The 20,743-nt window shown below is 41.5% G+C and carries 20 protein-coding genes; 11 read left to right on the top strand and 9 right to left on the bottom strand.

Features of this window, described 5'->3' with window-relative positions; translation table 11 throughout:
* Positions 1-28: 28 nt before the first annotated feature.
* From BT_RS06795 to BT_RS06765, 7 genes are all read left to right on the top strand, one after another.
* The gene (locus BT_RS06795) at positions 29-1,090 is read left to right on the top strand and encodes an NAD-dependent epimerase (RefSeq protein ID WP_011107721.1); all 1,062 of its coding nucleotides are present in this window, start codon (positions 29-31) and stop codon (positions 1,088-1,090) included.
* 7 nt (positions 1,091-1,097) lie between these two features.
* The gene (locus BT_RS06790; protein WP_011107720.1) at positions 1,098-2,411 is read left to right on the top strand and encodes a UDP-glucose dehydrogenase family protein; all 1,314 of its coding nucleotides are present in this window, start codon (positions 1,098-1,100) and stop codon (positions 2,409-2,411) included.
* A 25-nt stretch (positions 2,412-2,436) separates the two neighbouring features.
* Entirely contained in the window at positions 2,437-3,249 is an 813-nt protein-coding gene (locus BT_RS06785) for a glycosyltransferase family 2 protein (RefSeq protein WP_011107719.1), read from the top strand.
* Between the two features lie 17 nt (positions 3,250-3,266).
* Entirely contained in the window at positions 3,267-4,373 is a 1,107-nt protein-coding gene (locus tag BT_RS06780; RefSeq protein ID WP_011107718.1) for an MraY family glycosyltransferase, read from the top strand.
* Between the two features lie 23 nt (positions 4,374-4,396).
* A complete protein-coding gene (gene rfbC, locus BT_RS06775; RefSeq protein WP_011107717.1) occupies positions 4,397-4,945 on the top strand; it encodes a dTDP-4-dehydrorhamnose 3,5-epimerase in 549 nt (182 codons plus the stop codon).
* A gap of 983 nt (positions 4,946-5,928) precedes the next feature.
* Positions 5,929-6,402 (top strand): DUF805 domain-containing protein, encoded by a 474-nt coding sequence (locus BT_RS06770; protein WP_008764951.1) that lies wholly within the window; start codon positions 5,929-5,931, stop codon positions 6,400-6,402.
* A 104-nt stretch (positions 6,403-6,506) separates the two neighbouring features.
* Positions 6,507-6,881 (top strand): RidA family protein, encoded by a 375-nt coding sequence (locus tag BT_RS06765; RefSeq protein ID WP_008762436.1) that lies wholly within the window; start codon positions 6,507-6,509, stop codon positions 6,879-6,881.
* On the opposite strand, the gene BT_RS06760 is transcribed toward BT_RS06765, so the two are convergent.
* A complete protein-coding gene (locus BT_RS06760) occupies positions 6,849-8,324 on the bottom strand; it encodes a bifunctional folylpolyglutamate synthase/dihydrofolate synthase (protein ID WP_011107716.1) in 1,476 nt (491 codons plus the stop codon). The two genes, BT_RS06765 and BT_RS06760, sit on opposite strands and share 33 nt — an antisense overlap.
* Positions 8,325-8,455: 131 nt before the next feature.
* On the opposite strand from BT_RS06760, the gene BT_RS06755 reads away from it, so the two are divergent.
* Positions 8,456-9,781, top strand: a complete 1,326-nt coding sequence (locus BT_RS06755; RefSeq protein WP_011107715.1) for a PhoH family protein — start codon at positions 8,456-8,458, stop codon at positions 9,779-9,781.
* 110 nt (positions 9,782-9,891) lie between these two features.
* On the opposite strand, the gene BT_RS06750 is transcribed toward BT_RS06755, so the two are convergent.
* The 4 genes from BT_RS06750 to BT_RS06735 form a co-directional block, all read right to left on the bottom strand.
* Positions 9,892-10,872, bottom strand: a complete 981-nt coding sequence (locus BT_RS06750) for a dihydroorotate dehydrogenase-like protein (RefSeq protein WP_011107714.1) — start codon at positions 10,870-10,872, stop codon at positions 9,892-9,894.
* A 15-nt stretch (positions 10,873-10,887) separates the two neighbouring features.
* Complete coding sequence (locus BT_RS06745; RefSeq protein WP_010538563.1) at positions 10,888-11,562, bottom strand: YggS family pyridoxal phosphate-dependent enzyme; 675 nt, start codon at positions 11,560-11,562, stop codon at positions 10,888-10,890.
* A gap of 6 nt (positions 11,563-11,568) precedes the next feature.
* On the bottom strand, positions 11,569-12,048 hold the full coding sequence (locus BT_RS06740; RefSeq protein WP_008762440.1) for a DUF4494 domain-containing protein: 480 nt from the start codon (positions 12,046-12,048) through the stop codon (positions 11,569-11,571).
* Positions 12,049-12,131: 83 nt separating this feature from the next.
* On the bottom strand, positions 12,132-12,695 hold the full coding sequence (locus tag BT_RS06735) for an HdeD family acid-resistance protein (RefSeq protein WP_010538562.1): 564 nt from the start codon (positions 12,693-12,695) through the stop codon (positions 12,132-12,134).
* A gap of 136 nt (positions 12,696-12,831) precedes the next feature.
* Between BT_RS06735 and tpx the strand changes: the two genes are divergently transcribed.
* Both tpx and BT_RS06725 read left to right on the top strand, forming a co-directional pair.
* A complete protein-coding gene (gene tpx, locus BT_RS06730) occupies positions 12,832-13,335 on the top strand; it encodes a thiol peroxidase (RefSeq protein WP_010538561.1) in 504 nt (167 codons plus the stop codon).
* A 126-nt stretch (positions 13,336-13,461) separates the two neighbouring features.
* Positions 13,462-14,346, top strand: a complete 885-nt coding sequence (locus BT_RS06725) for a DUF3078 domain-containing protein (protein ID WP_011107713.1) — start codon at positions 13,462-13,464, stop codon at positions 14,344-14,346.
* A 116-nt stretch (positions 14,347-14,462) separates the two neighbouring features.
* Here BT_RS06725 and BT_RS06720 read toward each other — a convergent pair whose 3' ends face one another.
* The 4 genes from BT_RS06720 to BT_RS06705 form a co-directional block, all read right to left on the bottom strand.
* The gene (locus tag BT_RS06720; RefSeq protein ID WP_010538559.1) at positions 14,463-15,101 is read right to left on the bottom strand and encodes a DedA family protein; all 639 of its coding nucleotides are present in this window, start codon (positions 15,099-15,101) and stop codon (positions 14,463-14,465) included.
* A 30-nt stretch (positions 15,102-15,131) separates the two neighbouring features.
* Positions 15,132-16,568 (bottom strand): tetratricopeptide repeat protein, encoded by a 1,437-nt coding sequence (locus BT_RS06715; RefSeq protein WP_011107712.1) that lies wholly within the window; start codon positions 16,566-16,568, stop codon positions 15,132-15,134.
* A gap of 197 nt (positions 16,569-16,765) precedes the next feature.
* Complete coding sequence (locus BT_RS06710; protein WP_011107711.1) at positions 16,766-18,505, bottom strand: glutamine--tRNA ligase/YqeY domain fusion protein; 1,740 nt, start codon at positions 18,503-18,505, stop codon at positions 16,766-16,768.
* A 51-nt stretch (positions 18,506-18,556) separates the two neighbouring features.
* Positions 18,557-19,369, bottom strand: coding sequence for a PstS family phosphate ABC transporter substrate-binding protein (locus BT_RS06705; RefSeq protein WP_010538556.1), 813 nt, complete (start codon positions 19,367-19,369; stop codon positions 18,557-18,559).
* A gap of 176 nt (positions 19,370-19,545) precedes the next feature.
* On the opposite strand from BT_RS06705, the gene pstC reads away from it, so the two are divergent.
* On the top strand, positions 19,546-20,742 hold the full coding sequence (pstC, locus tag BT_RS06700) for a phosphate ABC transporter permease subunit PstC (RefSeq protein ID WP_011107710.1): 1,197 nt from the start codon (positions 19,546-19,548) through the stop codon (positions 20,740-20,742).
* The last annotated feature ends 1 nt before the right edge of the window (position 20,743 follow it).

The raw sequence follows: 20,743 nt of genomic DNA, 5'->3' as shown, positions 1-20,743 counted from the left end.
GATAGAGTTTTTATAGATAAATTTTATAATGAAAGTATTAGTTACAGGGGCTGCTGGATTTATTGGTAGTTTTACTTCAAAAAAGCTGTTAGAGCAAGGACATGAAGTTGTGGGTTTGGATAATCTGAATGATTATTATGATACTAGTTTGAAATATGGACGTTTGGCGAATTTAGGGATTAATAAAGATGAAATAGGTTGGTATAAATATACTCGAAGTTCTTATTATACAGCCTTCAACTTTATTCGTATGAATCTTGAAGATAGGCAAGCAGTACAAATGTTGTTTGCAAATGGCGATTTTGATTGTGTATGTAATTTGGCTGCTCAAGCAGGGGTGCGCTATTCTATTGAGAATCCTTATGCATATATTGAAAGTAACATAGATGGCTTTTTGAATATATTGGAAGGGTGCCGAAATTCAAAGGTTAGCCATCTTATTTATGCCAGCTCAAGTAGTGTTTATGGTTTAAATGGTAATGTACCTTTTTCAGAGAAAGATAGTATTGCTCATCCTGTTAGTTTGTACGCTGCTTCAAAGAAAGCTGATGAATTAATGGCTCATGCATATAGCCATTTATATAATATTCCGACTACTGGATTGCGCTTCTTTACCGTTTATGGTCCATGGGGACGGCCAGATATGTCTCCATTCTTATTTGCTGATGCAATTCTTCATCATCGGGCTATTAAAGTTTTTAATAACGGAAATATGTTTCGTGACTTTACGTATATTGATGATATAATCGAAGGAATAATCAGGGTTATGCAACATGTTCCAATAGGTAATAAGAATTGGAAGCCTGAAAACCCTTCCCCTGATTCTTCTTCAGCACCTTATAAAATATATAATATTGGAAACTCTCGTCCTGTGAAACTAATGGATTTTATCCAAGCTATTGAAAATGCGATAGGTAGAGAGGCGGAAAAAATATATCTTCCGATGCAGCCTGGAGATGTATATCAAACGTATGCCGATATAACTAGTCTTGAGCATGATACAGGATTTAAGCCAGATACATCTTTGCTTGAGGGAGTGAGGAAAACAATAGATTGGTATTGTGATTTTTATAAATTAGATAGTAAATAGTTGTATTATGAATATTGCAGTAGTAGGAACCGGATATGTTGGTTTAGTCTCAGGAGCATGTTTCTCGGAAATAGGAGTAAATGTTACATGCATAGATGTTAATGAGAAGAAAATACAGGCTTTAAAAGATGGTAAAATTCCTATTTATGAGCCAGGCTTGGATGAAATAGTCCGTCGTAATTATCATGAAGGACGATTACATTTTGATACAGATATTACAACATGCTTAAATGAAGTAGAAATTGTTTTCTGTGCAGTAGGAACTCCTCCAGATGAGGATGGTAGCGCAGATCTTAAGTATGTGTTAGAGGTCGCTCGTACTGTTGGGAGTAACATGAATAAAAAATTGCTTTTCGTAACAAAATCTACGGTGCCAGTAGGAACAGCGAAGAAAGTAAAGGCAGCTATTCAAGACGAATTAAAGAAACGGGACCTAGATATTTCTTTTGATGTTGCAAGTAATCCTGAATTTTTGAAAGAGGGTGCAGCTATTAAAGATTTTATGAGTCCAGATCGTGTTGTCGTAGGTATAGAATCAGAGGAAGCTAAGAGATTGATGACACTCTTATATCGACCATTGATGCTTAATAATTGCCGTATTCTTTTTACTGATATACCAAGTGCTGAAATGATAAAGTATGCTGCAAATTCTATGCTTGCAACTCGTATCAGTTTTATGAATGACATCGCTAATCTTTGTGCATTAGTAGGGGCTGATGTGAATATGGTCCGTAAAGGTATTGGGGCGGATAGTCGAATCGGCAGTAAATTTCTTTATCCAGGCTGTGGTTATGGTGGATCATGTTTTCCTAAAGACGTGAAAGCGTTAATAAAAACGGCTGAAATGAACGGCTATGAGATGAGAGTGCTTAAAGCTGTGGAAGAGGTAAATGAACAGCAAAAACAAATTATATTCAAGAAACTTTCAGAATATTATGAAACAAAATTGATTGGAAAAAATGTTGGAATTTGGGGATTAGCTTTCAAACCTGAAACTGATGATATGCGTGAAGCACCTTCATTGGTTGTAATCCGAAAGTTGTTAGAAGCTGGATGCAGAGTTCGAGTGTATGATCCTATTGCTATGGACGAGTGTTATCGTCAACTTGGTGATGCTGTAATATACGCTACAGATATGTATGATGCGACTTTAAATACTGATGCTTTATTATTATTAACAGAATGGAAGCAATTTCGACTACCAAGTTGGGAGGTGATAAAGAAAATAATGAAGTGTCCATTGATTATTGATGGTCGTAATATTTATGAGGCACAAGATATGGTAAATCTTGGTTTTGACTATGTATGTATTGGAAGATAGTATTTTTATAAAAACTAATATATAAATGATTACTGCATCAATTGTAACATACCATCATCACTTTAAGGATATTCGTAAGGTAATTGAATGTATATTGTCAAGTCCTGTATCAATATTATACATCATTGATAATTCATCTAATGATAGACTGCGTGAATTGGCAAAAATATCAGCAAAAATAAAGTATATTCATAGTGTAAATTTAGGGTATGGTGCAGGGCATAATATTGCTATTCGAGAATCAATAGATATAGGGGCCACTTATCATATAGTGGTGAATCCTGATATTTATTTTGAGGAAGGAGTTATTGAAAAATTAATTATTTACATGAATAAATATTCAGAAGTAGGTTTAGTAATGCCTAGGGTACTTTATCCAAATGGAGAACTACAATATTTATGTAAATTATTACCAACTCCCTTTGATTTATTATTTCGTCGTTTTCTTCCATGGAGAAGATATGTAGAAAAGAAAAATGAAAAATATGAACTTCGCTTTACAAATTATAGTCGAGAAATGGAAGTTCCATCGTTATCAGGTTGCTTTATGTTTGTGAGAATTGCTGTGTTAAAGAAGGTCGGAGGGTTTGATGAACGTTATTTTATGTATGCAGAAGATTTAGATTTATGTCGTCGTATTGGGAAGGTATCACGAACTATGTATTACCCAAATGTGGTCGTTTATCATGAATATGCTAAAGGTTCATATAAAAATCGAAGGCTATTAAGATATCATCTTAGTTCTGTTGTTAAATATTTTAATAAGTGGGGATGGGTTTGGGATTTAGATCGGAAGATAATAAATAAAAGGATTCTTGATAATTTGAAAAATGTATAAAGGCAATTTACACTGATATGAATATTTTATTTATTATAATAGCTTTTGTAATTTCCGTTTGTGTAGCTAGACTGATAATTCCACGCATTCTGTTAATTTCCTTTCGGAAAAAACTATTTGATATTCCAGATGAGAGAAAAGTGCATAAACGTGCAATTCCACGGTTAGGAGGAGTTTCGTTTTTCCCAACAATTTTGCTCTCTTGTAGTGTGGTTCTTGCACTTCGTGCTTTGACGGGATATGGTATTTCTATATTATTTGCTACATATATTTTACCTGAATTTTTAGTCTTGATTTGTGGAATGGTTCTTTTATATCTAACAGGTATTGCGGATGATCTTGTTGGAGTTCGATATCGTCAAAAGTTTATGATTCAGCTTATTTGCGCATGTTTATTTCCTATATCGGGGCTTTGGATAAATGATTTTTATGGTTTGTTTGGTATCTATCAGTTATCTGCTTGGTTTGGAATTCCTTTTACTATATTAACTGTTATTTTTATAACAAATGCAATAAATCTTATTGATGGGATTGATGGTCTTGCGTCAGGTTTAAGCAGTGCTGCACTTTTGGTTCTGGGTTTTTTATTTATAGATAAAGGATTATGGATTTATAGTATGCTTGCTTTTAGTACATTTGGAGTTTTAGTTCCATTTTTTTATTATAATGTTTTTGGTAGTGCAGAACATGCTCGGAAGATTTTTATGGGTGATACAGGGAGTTTAACTTTAGGGTATATTTTGAGTTTTCTTGCTATAAAATATAGTCAGAGTACAAATTTAATTCCTGAAACACAAGGGGCTATTGTGATTGCTTTTAGTACACTGATTGTTCCCTCTTTTGATGTAATTCGGGTTGTTATTGTACGTATTTGTAATGGTAAGAGTCCATTTGAACCTGATAAAAATCATATTCATCATCAATTTTTAGCAATGGGATTTACTGTTAGAAAAGCAATGGTTCTGATTTTATTTATTTCATGTGTGTTTAGCGGAATGAATATTTTGTTGATGCCTTATGTAAATAATACAATGATGCTTATGGTAGATATTGTTGTATGGGTTGGGCTTAATTTGTGGTGGAGTGGAGTGAGAAAAAAGCGATGCCATGGAGTTGGTAAATAGAAAATTGAGAGTTGTTTTAAGTGATGGAAGTTATAAAGACTAATATAGAGGGAGTCGTTATTATTGAACCTCGTATTTTTAAAGACGATCGTGGTTATTTCTTTGAATCTTTTTCTCAAAGAGAATTTGAGGAAAAGGTTTGTAAAACGACTTTTGTTCAAGATAATGAAAGTAAGTCTAGCTATGGAGTATTGAGAGGCTTACATTTCCAGAAACCTCCTTTTGCTCAAAGTAAATTAGTGCGAGTTATAAAAGGAGCTGTGTTAGATGTTGCTGTTGATATAAGAAAAGGCTCTCCTACATTTGGGCAATATGTATCTGTAGAATTAACAGGTGAAAATCATCGTCAGTTTTTTATACCTCGTGGATTTGCTCATGGATTTAGTGTTTTAAGTGAAGAAGTGATTTTCCAATATAAATGTGATAACTTCTATTCTCCTCAAAGTGAAGGGGCAATAGCATGGAATGATCCGGATTTGAATATTGATTGGCGTATTCCTGCTGAAAAAGTGGTTCTCTCAGAGAAAGACAGTAAGCATCCAAGGTTAAAAGATTGGCAGAATATGTTTTAGGATATTACTCCAATTACCTGCAATTCAGTTCTTAGAATTGAAATAAACGACGATTGGGAGCGTATTCTTGAACGAATGCACCGATAAAAAGAAAAAAACATTGAGAAGATTGTATTGAATCTTCTCAATGTTTGAATCCAATCATTAAGAAGATTTTTTCAAACTTCCCAATGATTTTTGTAAGCTTTCAAAGTGACATAATGACAAAAAGGACATATGGCCTCTTTTATAAATTCTTATGATGCGTTCTTTAAACTACTTTGCTGATTTTTAATTTATTGAGTGCCTTTTATGGACTGTTTTTATGTGATTGCCGAAATTGTATTTTACGCGAGCTAGATTGTTGCTTTGTTGATGAACGCTTCCGGTAGTTTACCAATAAAGTGTTGGATATTATGCGAATTATTTAAAGGATGAAGTGTGGAAGATAGTATCAAGGACAATAATAACTGGTTATGCTCATAACAACAGGAAATCAGGCAGATATTTGTACACGATTTTAGGAGAACATGGCCTTTGCTTTCTGTTTTTTACCTTGCTGGTCCGCTTCTTTTTCCTCATTGCTATCTTCAAAACTATCATGTGCCTTTTTGTCCTTTTGTCTTTTTGAGAGAGAAGGATAAAGCGAAGTGTCGAATGCGGATGAGTGCATGCAACTTTTTGTAAACCAGATTATAACATGCTATTTATTTCTCGGATAGGGAAAACGGAATCCTCAAAATAGGTTGTAATATCGCGTAATATGCTTTTGGGGGAATATTTTTGTGGCAGGTTTCGCAAGCGAGGAGATTTCATTGATCAACAGTTAATTGGTTTAAGAAAATGTGCTACAAAAAAGCTAGCTGGTTTCTTTTTTGTTTTCTATTCTTGATAGAAGAGGTGATTTTTTGACATAAAAGCTTTCTTTATTTAATTTATTTTATATCTTTGCTAGCATATCAAGATTACAATCAACTATTTATTCACATAAACTTAATAAAATTATGTTCAAAGCTCCTTTTTCTTTTGACGGTCGTATTCGTAGGATCGAATATTTCCTGTCTGGTATTATCGGTGGTATCGTTTTTGGTGTTGCCTATTCTCTCGGTTTAGCTACTTTGTTTCTTGGTGCGGCTGCCGGTTCCGCGGGTGGTTCCCTGTTTGGTATCTTGATTGGTATCGTAGCGGGAATAGCCTCTATATGGTTCTCTTTGGCGCAGGGCGTGAAGCGGTTGCATGACTTGAACAAGTCCGGTTGGTTGATACTCATTTGCTGTGTTCCTATCATCGGGTGGGTATTCAGTCTCTACATGTTGTTTGCCGATGGTACGGTAGGTCCTAATCAGTATGGTGAAGATCCGAAGAACCGTATGCCATATCAGCCGCAGCCAACTTCTGTAAATGTAACAGTGAATGTGTCGAGAGAAACTCCTGCTGAAGCACCTGCCGAAGAAGAAAAAACAGAAAAAGCCGAATAGTCTTTAATAAGCAGAAATATGGTTGCCTCTTGCAAAATTCGTTTTGCGAGAGGCATTTTTTTACTACCTTTGAGGATTGGTAAACAGAAAAAAAGAAGATAAATATGAAAAAAGTAATTTGCAGTGAAAAAGCACCGGGAGCTATCGGTCCTTATAGTCAGGCGATAGAAGCCAATGGAATGGTATTCGTATCGGGTCAGTTGCCTATCGATGCGGCTACCGGAAAGATGGCGGAAGGAATTGAAGAACAGGCACGCCAGTCGTTGGAGAATATAAAACACATCCTGGAAGAAACAGGGCTGACAATGGGAAACATTGTAAAAACGACTGTATTCCTTCAGGATATGTCTTTCTTTGCCGGAATGAACGGCGTATATGCTACGTATTTTGACGGAGCTTTTCCGGCACGTTCGGCTGTGGCCGTAAAGGCTTTGCCGAAGGATGCGTTAGTGGAGATTGAGTGTATCGCGGTTCGCTAACAAATCGGCGACAATAAAACTGCTGCCTCCCACGAAGATGAAGTCTTTAGGGGGGCAGTTTTCTTTTGCTGCCCGTACGGCATCCACTACGGTAGGGTAGGAGGTGCCTTTCAGTCCCGCTTCCGAAGCCATTTTCATCAGCTCATCTTCCGGCATTGCACGTTTCACGCTCGCTTTGGTGAAATAGTAGGTGGCGTCTTTCGGCAACAGTTCCAGAACACTGCTGATATCCTTGTCGCTGACCATGCCGAATACAATATGCAATTCCTGATGCAACTTTTCGTGTATATACTTCAATTGCTTGCGAATACTTTTAAAGCCATCAGCGTTGTGACCTGTGTCGCAGATGAGGTCAGGATAGCTTTGGAGTTTCTGCCAGCGTCCCATCAGACCGGTCATCTCGCATACATTAGAGAATCCGGTATGGTAATCTTTATTACAGATTTCATATCCCAGGTTCTTTAAAATATCCAGAGCTGCCAGGATTGTGAGACAATTTTCTGTTTGATAGAGACCGCTCAGTTCGTAGTATAATCCCGTCATAAAACTGGAATTATGAATGGATATTGCGTCTTTTCTTTTATCCATGATTCTGTCTATCGCACGTATGGCGTCAGCCGGGTTGATAAGAGAGACAAATTGCATCATTTTCATTGGAAGCGTCTGTATCTGCTGAAGTTTTATTTCTTCCTCCAATAATTCCTGCAAATCGGCTCTGGACTCCTTCAGGTTATCATATGACAAATATTGCACATGGGTGAAACTCTTTAATTCTTCCGAGAAGGTGATGAAGGTATTCATTGCCTTGGCTTTCATCGTAAATACTCTTTTCACTGTTCCGGATACTTTTCCCACTACTACCGGAACATCTTCTTTGATAATTCCTGCCTTTTCTTTGGCTATTTTAGTCAGTGTGTGGCCCAGATATTGCATATGGTCGAAACCGATATTGGTAATGACACACAGATCGGGGGTGATGATATTGGTACAGTCCAGACGTCCGCCCATACCCACTTCGATTACAGCTACATCTACCTGCTGGTCGGCAAAGTAGCGGAATGCCATTGCTGTGGTGAGTTCGAAGAAAGAAGGGTGCAGAGGCTCGAAGAAAGAACGGTGTTCTTCTACAAAGCTGACTACATAATCTTCGGGAATCATTTCACCGTTGATACGGATACGCTCGCGGAAGTCAATCAGATGCGGGGAAGTAAATAGCCCGACTTTGTATCCTGCTGCTTGCAGTACGGCTGCGATCGTGTGTGAACAGGAGCCTTTTCCATTTGTTCCGGCGATGTGAATCGTTCTGAATTGTTGATGCGGATGACCTAAATGTTCGTCCAATTTGTGTGTTGTCTCTAAACCCGGCTTATATGCTTTTCCACCAATTTGCTGAAACATAGGTGTACTTTCATATAAGTACTTTAAAGTGTTCTGATAATCCATGTTTTATAATATTTAACTCCGGGCAATCTTTATTGCTCGCAAAATTGTTTATCTTTAGAACCATCAATTCAACCGATAGCGGGGGATTGATGAATCAGACTGCAAATATCAACATTAAAATCTAAGAAATCATGGGAACTAAGAAAAATTTTGTAATTGACACAAATGTTATTCTTCACGACTACAATTGCTTGAAGAATTTTCAGGAAAATGATATTCATCTCCCCCTTGTCGTACTGGAAGAACTGGACAAGTTCAAGAAAGGAAACGAGCAGATAAATTTCAATGCCCGTGAGTTTGTCCGGGAACTGGATTTGCTGACGAGTGACGAGCTGTTCTCCCAAGGGGTGAGTTTGGGAGAAGGAATGGGCCGCCTGTTTGTAGTTCCCGGAAACGTGGATGCTCCCAAAGTGCATGAGTCTTTTCCGGTGAAGAAACCCGACCATCTGATATTGGCAGCTGTTGAATACCTGGCAGCCAAATATCCGAAAACTCCGGCTATATTGGTGACCAAGGATGTAAACCTGCGTATGAAAGCCCGTTCTATCGGTATTACCAGTGAGGACTATATCACAGATAAGGTATCCAATGTCGATATATTCGAGAAATCCAATGAGATCTTTGAAAATGTAGATCCGGCATTGATCGATCGCATCTATTCATCTAAAGAGGGCATTGATCTGAGCGAATTTGACTTTAAGGATGTCATTCACCCTAACGAATGCTTCGTTTTAAAGAGTGATCGTAACAGTGTACTGGCACGCTACAATCCTTTTACTCATTCCATTTGCCGGGTAACGAAAGGACGTAATTATGGTATTGAGCCCCGTAATGCCGAACAGAGTTTCGCTTTCGAGATACTGAATGATCCGAACGTCAAATTAGTGGCATTGACCGGAAAAGCGGGAACAGGTAAGACATTGCTGGCTTTGGCAGCTGCTTTAGGCAAGTTGACTGACTATAAACAGGTATTGCTGGCACGCCCGGTAGTGGCATTGTCCAACAAGGATATCGGTTTCCTTCCGGGAGATGCCCAGGAAAAAGTGGCTCCTTACATGCAGCCGCTATTCGATAACCTGAATGTGATCAAGCGTCAGTTTGCCGCCAACTCGACCGAAGTGAAGCGTATCGAAGATATGCAGAAAAGCGAGCAACTGGTGATTGAAGCATTGGCTTTTATCCGCGGACGTAGTTTGAGCGAAATGTACTGTATCATTGACGAAGCGCAGAACCTTACCCCGAATGAAATAAAAACGATTATTACCCGTGCAGGTGAAGGTACGAAGATGGTATTCACAGGAGATATCCAGCAGATTGACCAGCCTTATCTGGATAGCCAGTCCAATGGTCTTGTGTATATGATCGACCGTATGAAAGACCAGAATATCTTTGCACATGTCAATCTGGTGAAAGGGGAACGTAGTCAGTTGAGTGAGTTGGCTAGCAACTTGTTATAAAAATGAAGAATTAAGAATGAAGAATGAAGAATCCGCTAGCGCATTTATGCTGCAAGTAATTCTTCATTCTTCATTCTTAATTCTTCATTTCCCCAAAGTTCTTCATTTTTTTAGGCTTCTTTCTTTCCGAAGTACTTCAGGAATTGGGTACGTTCGAATGTATTGATACCTTGAACGTCTTTAATATTCAGCTTTCCTTTGAATTGAGCGATATTTTTGAAACCTTTGCGTTCCATCCATGCGGAGAGGAAACGGGTGGATTCTCCGATAAATGCATTCGTATTCTGATAGATAGCACTGCAAACTTCTACGGCTGAAGCACCGGCAAGGATTGCTTTTACTACCGCTTCCGGATTGGCGACACCACCGGAGGCTGCATAATCGATTTTGTTTACCACTGAAGAAGCGATTCCAATCCAGCGGAGAGGAGTGGCAAGGTCGGCGGAGGTGCTGAACACTTCACCGGATACTTGTTCCATATTCTCAATGTTGATGTCCGGCTGGTAGAAACGGTTGAAAAGAACCACTGCAGCTGCTCCGTTAGCATATAGCTGGTCGATCAGGGCTACGGGGTTGGTCAGGTTGTCACCCAGTTTCATAATAACCGGAATGGTTACCGTTTGTTTGATATGACGCAGAATGTCAATGTGACGCTGCTCAAATGAGCCATACGTATATTGTACATCCGATTGCAATGCCAGAATATTGATTTCCAGTGCATCGGCGCCGGCCTCTTGTATCTGTTTGGCAAAGTCTACCCATTCCGAGTCTGAATAGCAGTTGATGCTGGCTATGATAGGAATAGAACACTCTTTCTTACTTTCCTTGATTAAAGTGAGATATTCAGCTAATTTATGTTCACGGATATATTCTTCCAGATAATCACTTGCTTCCGGATAAAAAGCGGGGTCTTTCAGTTGATCCGCTTCCAGCATAATTTGCTCTTCAAACAGAGATTTCAGTACAATGGCACCTGCTCCTGCTTCTGCCAGTCTCTTATTCTTGCCGGCACTGTTGGTCAGTCCCGAGCTACTGATAATGATTGGGTTTCTGAGAGAAAGCCCTGCGAAAGTAGTTTTTAAATCGGTCATGGTAATAATGATTGATTAAGTATTATAGTTTCTTTCTCCGAATATCTTGCTTCCGACCCGCACTAAAGTACTTCCTGCTGCGATTGCTTCGTGATAGTCGTGTGACATACCCATCGACAATTCGCGGAAAGTATCCGAATCGGCAAACCAGTTTGCTTTTATTTCCTGAAAGAGCCTATTCAGTAAACAAAATTCCCGGTTAATTTGTTCAACATCGTCGGTGTTGCTTGCCATTCCCATCAATCCGCAGATGCGTATGTGAGACAGTTCTTTCCATTCGCCGGCATGCAGCATGTCTTTGCATTCTTCGGGGCTGAAACCGAATTTGGTTTCTTCTTGGGCAACGTGAATCTGTATCAGGCAGTTCACGATACGTCCCGCCTTGGCTGCTTGCTTGTTGACTTCCGCCAGTAGCTTATAAGTGTCGATTCCGTGTATCATTTCTACGTAGGGAATCATGTACTTAATCTTATTTGTCTGCAAGTGCCCGATAAAATGCCATTCGATGTCTTTCGGCAAAGTTTCGTATTTAGCTGTCATTTCCTGCACTTTGCTTTCTCCGAAAATACGCTGTCCCGCCTGATAAGCCTCTTCTATCGCTTCATTGGGGTGGAATTTTGAGACAGCAACCAGCCGGACTCCTTGTGGGAGTTCGGCCAGCACTTGCTTTAGATTGTCAGCAATACTCATGGTTACTTATGCTTTTGACGGATCAAATTCCGGTTTGTCATTCGGTCCGGCGCTATAAGGATATACATCCATCAGCGGAGTTTCTGATACCATACCGATTTGATAGTCAGCCATTGTTCCTTTCATGCCCTCGTCCAGTTTCTTCACTGCGTCGCGCAAGTCGGCAGCCTGAACCAGCACTTGGGTAGAAGTCTTTTTCTCGGCACCGCTTTTCTCGTCAAGGGTGATAAAGATCAGTTTGCACTTAAACCAGCGGTCAGCGCTTTCTTCATCGCTGGGGAAAAGTTCGCTATAGTTGGCACGTTTGATGTCCGATACTGTAAATTCTCCTGTGATAAATGGAGTCATCTCCTCGATAATACGTGCTTCTGCTTCTGTAAAGCTGAGTGCATCTACCAGATAAGGTTCCGTCACTTTCTTCTGCATTCCGTTTTCCATTGTTTTCTCGTAACGGATTTTGCACTCAAACCAAGTATGCATTGCCATAATTTTTCTTCTTTTTTAGTTTATTGATTCGTGTAAATTGCCTACAAAGATAAACAAAATACGAAGTAACTGCCGAAAGATTTTTATTTTCTTTTATGCAGATTTCTCAATTCGAACGAAAGCATGACGCGGAAAAGTCCGATGATGAAGAAAGTAAAGGAGATCATGTAGACTACGTATAATGCGCCTACTGCCGGTTGCCACAATATGATCAGGGCGCAGATAATGGCAAGGATGCCGAAAGCCATGTACCAGCCCCAGTCGCGAGTGCCGTAACGTTTGAGGTCGATGGAGTAGCCGGTGGAGGAGAAGCCCCGGAACATAAGCCAGAAGGCGATGATAAACGGAATGACTTCCATGCTGACCATCGGATAGGCGATCAGGTAAATTCCTAAAATAAGGTCGATGATTCCTCCCACCAGATACCAGCCCCAACTGGGTACTCCCTTGCGGTTACTGAGAGAGAATATGATTTCGAGAATACCGCTTATCAGCATCGATATGCTGAAAACGATGCTCAATGCGACATAGCTGCTGAGGGGTGAGAACATAAGCCAAAGGGCGACAATGATATACACAATTCCTAATAAAAGAGAAGTCCACCAGTTTTTTACTGAGTGCTGGATCTCGTTGAATACAGTTTCCATACGTTTTAAATTTTAAATGAATACTCTGTGAATTTGTGGAGGAATAACAAATTGATTTTAGAAAAGGTTTTCGTGTGAACATATTCCGGGGATAAGTTGTTTTTATTATAAAGTAATTTTAAAATGTAAATGCAATATGGCAACAACAAATTTCAAAGGACAACCGGTGAAACTGATCGGTGAATTTATACAAGTAGGTAAAGTCGCTCCTGACTTTGAGTTAGTAAAAACTGATTTGTCTTCTTTCTCTCTGAAAGACCTGAACGGCAAAAATGTAATTCTAAATATTTTTCCAAGTCTGGATACGAGCGTTTGTGCAACATCGGTACGCAAATTTAATAAAATGGGAGCAGGTCTCAAAGATACGGTCGTACTGGCTATTTCCAAAGACCTTCCTTTTGCTCATGCACGCTTTTGCACGACTGAAGGCATTGAGAACGTAATTCCATTGTCTGACTTCCGCTTCTCTGACTTCGACGAGAGCTACGGACTGCGTATGGCAGACGGACCGCTGGCAGGATTACTGGCACGTGCAGTAGTCGTGATCGGTAAAGACGGCAAAGTAGCTTATACGGAGCTTGTTCCGGAGATTACTCAGGAACCGGACTATGACAAAGCATTAGCGGCAGTTAAAGAATAAGTATTAAGTAATAAGTATTAAGTATTATTCCATGCGGTTGGTACCAATAGTACAATAAGCGGCTTCGATTAATACTTAATACTTATTACTTAATACCTAATTACTTTTTTCCTAAACCTCAACCACATGGACAAAATTCGATTTTTCTTCATCGCCCTGTTAGGCATGGGCGCTGCCCACTTGTCGGCTCAAACCGCCGATAGTACAAAAACTTCTTCCTGGACAACGGAAGGTTTTGCCGGACTCAAACTGACGCAAGTAAGCCTGACCAACTGGTCTGCCGGAGGTGATAACTCCGTCGCTTTTGACTTGCAAGGTACTTATCAAGCTAATTATAAAAAAGGGAAGCATATATGGAATAACCGCCTTGAACTGGCTTATGGATTGAATAAGACAGGGGAAGACGGCATGAGAAAAGCCAATGATAAAATATATTTGAATACCAACTATGGTTATTCTATCGCGAAAAACTGGTATGCGAGTGCATTTGCCACTTTTCAGACACAATTCTCACCCGGATATGACTATTCTGTCAATAAGGATGTCGCTATCTCCGAATTTATGTCACCGGGCTATTTGACCACCGGTCTGGGATTTACGTATGATCCGGGAAAGATTTTCACGGTTGTATTGTCTCCTGCTTCCTGGCGCGGAACCTTTGTTCTGAATGACCGTTTGTCTGATGAAGGTGCCTTTGGAGTAGATCCCGGCAAGCATCTGTTGTCGAGCTTCGGTGCTAATCTGAAAGGGGAGGTGAAATATGAATTCTTGAAGAATATGACTGTATACTCCCGTCTGGACCTGTATTCTGATTATTTGCATAAACCTCAGAATATCGATGTCAACTGGGAAATACAGATAAATATGGCAATTAATAAATGGTTCTCCACCACGCTGACCACTAATATGGTATATGACGATGATATCAAGATCGTTCAAAAAGACGGCAGTAAGGGATCTCGCCTGCAATTCAAAGAGGTGTTAGGCGTGGGAGTGCAATTTAATTTCTAATTTAGGTATTAAGTATTAAGTATTAAGTATTAGGTATTAAGTATTAGGTATTAAGCCATGCGGATAAGCTCATAAACAGCAACTTCGGTTAATACTTAATACCTAATACTTAATACTTATTTTTTCTTCATTCCTTTATAGACCAGGAAGCCTACGATGAATATTCCGATGGCGATGAAGCAATAGCCGATTTCGTGGCTGTATTCTGTAACTTTGGCGATCAGTTGTTCTTCGCTTTCGATACCGGGCACTGTTGACAGGTAATAACCGATAACAGCCAGGATGGTATTCCATAATCCGGCTCCTATAGTAGTGTAGAGCAGGAAGGTGTGCATTTTCATGCGGGCAAGTCCTGCCGGTATGGAAATCAGCTGACGTACTGCCGGAATCAATCGACCGATGAATGTGGAGAGTGCGCCATGCTTGTCGAAATACGATTCGGCATGCTGTACTTTTGCTTCGTCAATCAGACACATATGGCCGATACGGCTGTTGGCAAACTTATAAATGATGGGGCGTCCCAGCCATTTTGCCAGATAATAGTTGATTAATGCTCCGATATCTGCACCGATGGTGGCAAACAAGACTACCAGATAAATATTAAGCTCGTCATTGACAGCCGCCTTGTAAGCAGCCGGCGGGATGATCACTTCCGACGGGAAGGGGATGAAGGAGCTTTCTATAGTCATTAATAAAGTGATTGTCCAATAATTCAGGTGTTCCAGACACCACTGGATAAAAGCTACTGATTCCATGTGTTTTTGGGCTAAAGTTTATTAATATGATTAGTTGTTTCCTTTCTCTTTCTTCATGCGTTCCCATACTTCTCTCAGCATCTGTTCTCCTTCTTCCGTTTGGTTGGGGCGGGATAACAGCTCCAGAATGATATCTTCGCTGATGGGATGCTCACTTTCATTGTTGTACTTGAAGAAGTCGTCTATTTCATTATGCATCAGGCTGAGGACACTCAGTTTCTCTGCGATGTCCGCATAGTTGGGATCAATCCGGTATGCCTCCTGAAAACAGAGCTTGGCCTGATATAAGTACTCTGCGTCCGAATAGGCCGAGGCTACCATATACCACATTTCCGCACTTGGTTCCATTGTCAGTGCTTTATCAAAAGATTTGACCGCTTTTTTCTTTTGATTTTCCTGTATGTAGAGTTTGCCTTCTGCCAGATAGATGGCAGGATCATCCGGTTGGATGGCTATGGCTTTTTTGCACAGCTGATGCGCTTCCTCGTACTTGCCCAGTCGGGAGGCGGCTACGGCTTTATTGGTATAAGTATCTATCAATAAGGGAGAATTGCCGAGACCCTCTTCTATAAAGCGGTCGATGACACGTTGGTAGTAATCGTCGGCTTCTTTCCATGCTTCTTTGTTGGAATATGTAAGCCCCAGAAACATATAACCCATTTCGGGAGGAAGAGCTTTGTACTTTATTGCCTTTTTATAATCTTCAATGGCGGCATCTGAGTTGTTCAGGTAGAAATAGCTATGTCCGCGATAGGCGTAAGCTTCTCCACATTTGTCGTCGGCAGCCAGTGCAAAGTCGCAGGCTTCGATTGCTTTTTCACAGTCTTCGGCTGCAAAGCGGCATTTGGCAAGTCCTACCCAGTAGCTGGCGTTGTAGGGGTCGATGTCAATCAGTTGATTGTAGAAAGTTGATGCGGCTTCGAGCTGGTTGGTACCTGTGAGGTAGTCCGCCATAACCGCCATGAAATCTTCTTTTTTGCCATGACGGGGAGCACCCTTGTCCAGCCATTCTTTGGCGGCTTCGGGGTATCCCATATCCATATAAAGATAGACGATGTTGATGATCGTTTCCAGTTCATCAGCATCTTCTATAGTATCCAGTACATTTCGGGCGTTTTCCAGTTGCCCTTCGTTCAGCATAAGTTCCGCTTTCAGCATTTTCACATCTGTGTCATATTCGTCTGTAATACTTTCCACCACTTTTTTTGCCAGAGGAATTTTGCCGGTATCCAGATAAAGATAAGCTTGTTCTACCAGTAGATCTGTACTGTCGGGATGCAGGTGGAGGCCGTAAGTTATGACTTCTTGCGCTTCGTTGAATTTACGTTCGGCGGCATATTGGTCAGCAATGTCGGCTAATTGGTCTCCGTCCAGGTAGAGTTGCCGGTTTTCCGCTCTGGCCGTTTCATATTGAGCGATTAACTCGTTCAGTTCTTTATTTGCGGACGGTGAATTTTTTCTCCCCATTCTGATTTATTTTGATTTGAATAAGACAGTGCTAAAAGAGGTTTTAGGCACGGATTACACAGATTTCACGGAACTGAAAGTTGATGTAACTTAGAACCGTGTTAATCCGTGTAATCCGTGCCTGAAAATATCAGTAAGCTATTTTTCGGCTTTTGGCACTGTGTCTTTTTGTTGTTACCAAGCCTGTGAAGGCTGAATTATTTATTGATTTTACCCCAGGTATCTTTTAATCCTACCGTACGGTTGAATACAAGTTTCTCCGGAGTCGAGTCTTTGTCTATATTAAAATAGCCGATGCGTTGGAATTGCAGGTATGAGAGTACAGGCAAGGTTGCCGCAAACTTCTCGATATAGCAATTCGGAAGAACTTTCAGAGAATCCGGATTGATGATTTCCTTCATTGCTTCCAGAGCTTCGCATTTCTTTGCTTCGCGGATAGCAGCCAGTTCGTCGCGTGGGTTTTCTACTTTCCACAGACGGTCGTAGAGGCGCACTTCTGCTTGCAGACAGTGGTTGCAGCTTACCCAGTGGAGTGTACCTTTCACTTTACGGTTGGCATCCGGCATGCCGCTGCGGGTATTTGCATCATATTCGCAATATACTTCTGTGATCACACCGTTTTCATCCTTCTTGCATCCGGTACATTTCACGATGTAAGCGTTTTTGAGGCGTACTTCCTGTCCCGGAGTCATGCGGAAATATTTCTTGGGCGCGTCTTCCATGAAGTCTTCGCGTTCCATCCATAATTCGCGGCTGAACTCAATCATATGGCTTCCGGCTTCCGGATCTTCCGGATTGTTGATGGCTTCCAGTTGTTCTACTTGTCCTTCCGGATAGTTGGTGATGATGAGTTTCACCGGGTTGATGACAGCGGATATACGGGTAGCACGGCTGTTCAGATCGTCGCGGACAGAGCTTTCCAGCAATGCGATATCGTTCAGTGCGTCGTAAGTGGTGTAACCGATCTTATCGATAAATTTATGGATAGATTCCGGAGAGTAACCACGACGGCGGAAACCGCAGATAGTCGGCATACGGGGATCGTCCCATCCGTTCACCAGTCCTTCTTTTACCAGTGTCAGCAGGTTACGTTTGCTCATCAGCGTGTAGCTCAGGTTCAGTTTGTTGAACTCAGTCTGACGGGGACGGTTGTCGTTCAGGTCCTTACCTTCTTTCAGCCAGTCGATGAAGAGGTCGTAGAGCGGACGGTGCACCACAAATTCAAGTGTACACAGAGAGTGAGTTACTCCTTCGAAGAAGTCACTCTGTCCGTGGGCGAAGTCATACATCGGATAAGCCTTCCAGGTAGTGCCTGTACGGTGGTGCGGATGTTTTACGACACGATAGATGATCGGGTCGCGGAAGTGCATGTTAGGATTGGACATGTCGATTTTGGCACGGAGTACCATAGCACCTTCTTCTATTTCACCGCTGTTCATCTTCTTGAAAAGTTCCAGACTTTCTTCGATAGGGCGGTCGCGGTAAGGGCTGTTCACACCTGCCTGGGTGGGAGTACCTTTTTGTTGGGCAATCTGTTCGGCAGTTTGCTCGTCAATATATGCTTTTCCTTCCTCGATGAGGCGGATGGCGAAGTCCCATAATTGCTGGAAATAGTCGGAAGCGTAGTATTCGTTTCCCCATTGGTAGCCCAGCCATTGAATATCTTCTTTGATGGCTTCTACATATTCCACATCCTCTTTGGTCGGATTTGTGTCGTCGAAACGAAGGTTACATACGCCGCCATGCTTGGCAGCGATGCCGAAGTCAAGGCAAATAGCTTTGGCATGACCGATGTGAAGGTATCCGTTCGGTTCGGGCGGGAAGCGGGTCTGCACTTTTCCACCATTTTTACCTTCCTTCAAATCCTTCTCTACTGCCTGTTCAATAAAGTTCAGGCTTTTCTTATCGCCTGTGTCTTCGTTTTTAATATCTGTCATAACGTTAAAATGTTAACTCTATTTATAGGCTACAAAAGTAGGACATTTTTTTTATTTTACTGGAATATAACCGCTCTTTTTTATAATCTCCTGCCCTTCGGGTGAAAGAATGAAGTCAATCAGAGGAGCTACCTGTTCTTTATTCTTCACATTATAGTAGTAATAAAGGGGGCGGACGATGGGATAAGTTTTGTTCGTTGCGTTCTCCACCGTCGGGGCGGCATAGTGGCTTCCGTCATATGATACGGAAAGCGTCTTGGTGCGCGGAGATACGTATGCCAGGCCGACATATCCGATAGCTCCTTTCGTCTGGCTGACGGATTGGATGATGGCACCTGTGGCGGGCATGGAAAGGCTGCCTGCCATATAATTTTTATTTTTCAGCACGTTTTCCTTGAAGAACTCATAAGTACCCGAAGAGGTTTCGCGGGAGTAGACAACTATTTTGCGGTCGTCGCCGCCTACCTGTTTCCAGTTGGTGATTTTTCCCCGGAAGATGTCTTCCAGTTGCTGGCGGGTGAGCTGTTTCACCGGATTGGAAGGATGCACCACTACGGCAAGGGCATCGTAGGCTACGATGACTTCGTCCACCTCTTGTCCGGCTTCCTTGGTTTTCATCTTTTCGCTGAATTTGATTGGACGGGAAGCCATGGCGATATCCGTCGTATTGTCCATCAGTGCAGAGATACCGACACCGGTTCCTCCGCCGGTGACTGTGACCCGTGCATCCGGCTGCAGATTCATAAATCGCTCTGCTGTTTGTTGGGCAACAGGCAATACAGTGTCGCTGCCTTTGATGCGCTGTGCGTTGGCGCTGAGAGACAGAAGGGAAAGGGCGATTAATAAATTTCTTCTCACTTTCATAATTATTCTTTTTATTGTTGGTGCAAATAAAACAATCACATATTACATTTTTGTTTCAGATAAGCGGGAAATAATGTTTGTAACACAAATGTAACATCATTGAAATACTTCCTTCAAACGTTAGTCACACCTCCTTAATAAGGAGTCGCTTTCTTTGCATCAGAAAACCAATAGGTATGAAGAAGATTTTTGAGAAGATAATAGAAGGAATTTTGACTTGTAGCGGTTTCGTAACAAGTATTACTATCCTGCTGATCGTACTTTTCCTGTTTACAGAGGCTTTCGGGCTGTTCAATAGTAAAGTGATTGAAGAAGGGTATGTGTTGGCTTTGAACAAAAGTAATCGGGTAAATACGCTGAGTCCTGCTCAGATAAAGGATGTTTTCGACGAGGAGATAACAAACTGGAAAGAACTCGGTGGGGAGGATCTCCCCATCCGGGTTTTTCGTTTGGAAGACATCACGGAGTATTATACAGAGGAAGAACTCGGACCCGCTTATGAGTATGCCGGTGAAAGAATCATGCAACTGGTGGAGAAGACGCCCGGCATTGTAGCTTTTGTCCCGCAGAAATTTATAGTGCAGCCTGATACGGTGCATTTTATCAAGGACAATACTATTTCGGTAAAAGATGTCTTTGCAGGTGCCGAGTGGTTCCCGACAGCTACTCCTGCTCCATTATTCGGATTTCTGCCGTTGATTGCGGGTACCTTATGGGTAAGTCTGTTCGCTATCCTCTTTGCGCTTCCGTTCGGACTTTCGGTATCTATCTATATGTCTGAGGTCGCCAATCCGAAGGTGCGCAACTGGCTGAAACCGATCATTGAACTGTTGAGTGGTATTCCTTCGGTGGTTTACGGCTTTTTCGGTTTGATTGTCGTTGTCCCCCTGATTCAGAAATTCTTTGATCTGCCGGTAGGGGAGAGCGGTTTGGCAGGAAGTATCATTCTGGCTATCATGGCGCTGCCTACTATTATAACAGTTACCGAAGATGCTATGCGGAACTGTCCGCGTTCGATGCGGGAAGCGAGTCTGGCTTTGGGAGCTTCGCAGTGGCAGACTATATATAAGGTAGTGATTCCCTATTCGATCTCCGGAATTACTTCCGGCGTAGTGCTGGGCATCGGGCGGGCTATCGGAGAGACGATGGCAGTGCTGATGGTGACGGGTAATGCCGCAGTGATACCGACAACGATTCTCGAACCGCTCCGGACCATTCCGGCAACGATTGCAGCGGAACTGGGAGAAGCTCCGGCAGGCGGACCACATTACGAAGCGTTGTTCCTGTTGGGCGTCGTACTGTTCTTTATTACATTAATCATCAACTTTAGCGTGGAGTATATCTCTTCTAAAGGAATAAAACGTAGCAAGTAAC

The organism is Bacteroides thetaiotaomicron VPI-5482 (assembly GCF_000011065.1).
Taxonomy (GTDB): Bacteria; Bacteroidota; Bacteroidia; order Bacteroidales; family Bacteroidaceae; genus Bacteroides; species Bacteroides thetaiotaomicron.
The sequence above is the reverse complement of the archived record's forward strand: the minus strand, read 5'-3'. Positions and strand labels throughout refer to the sequence as shown.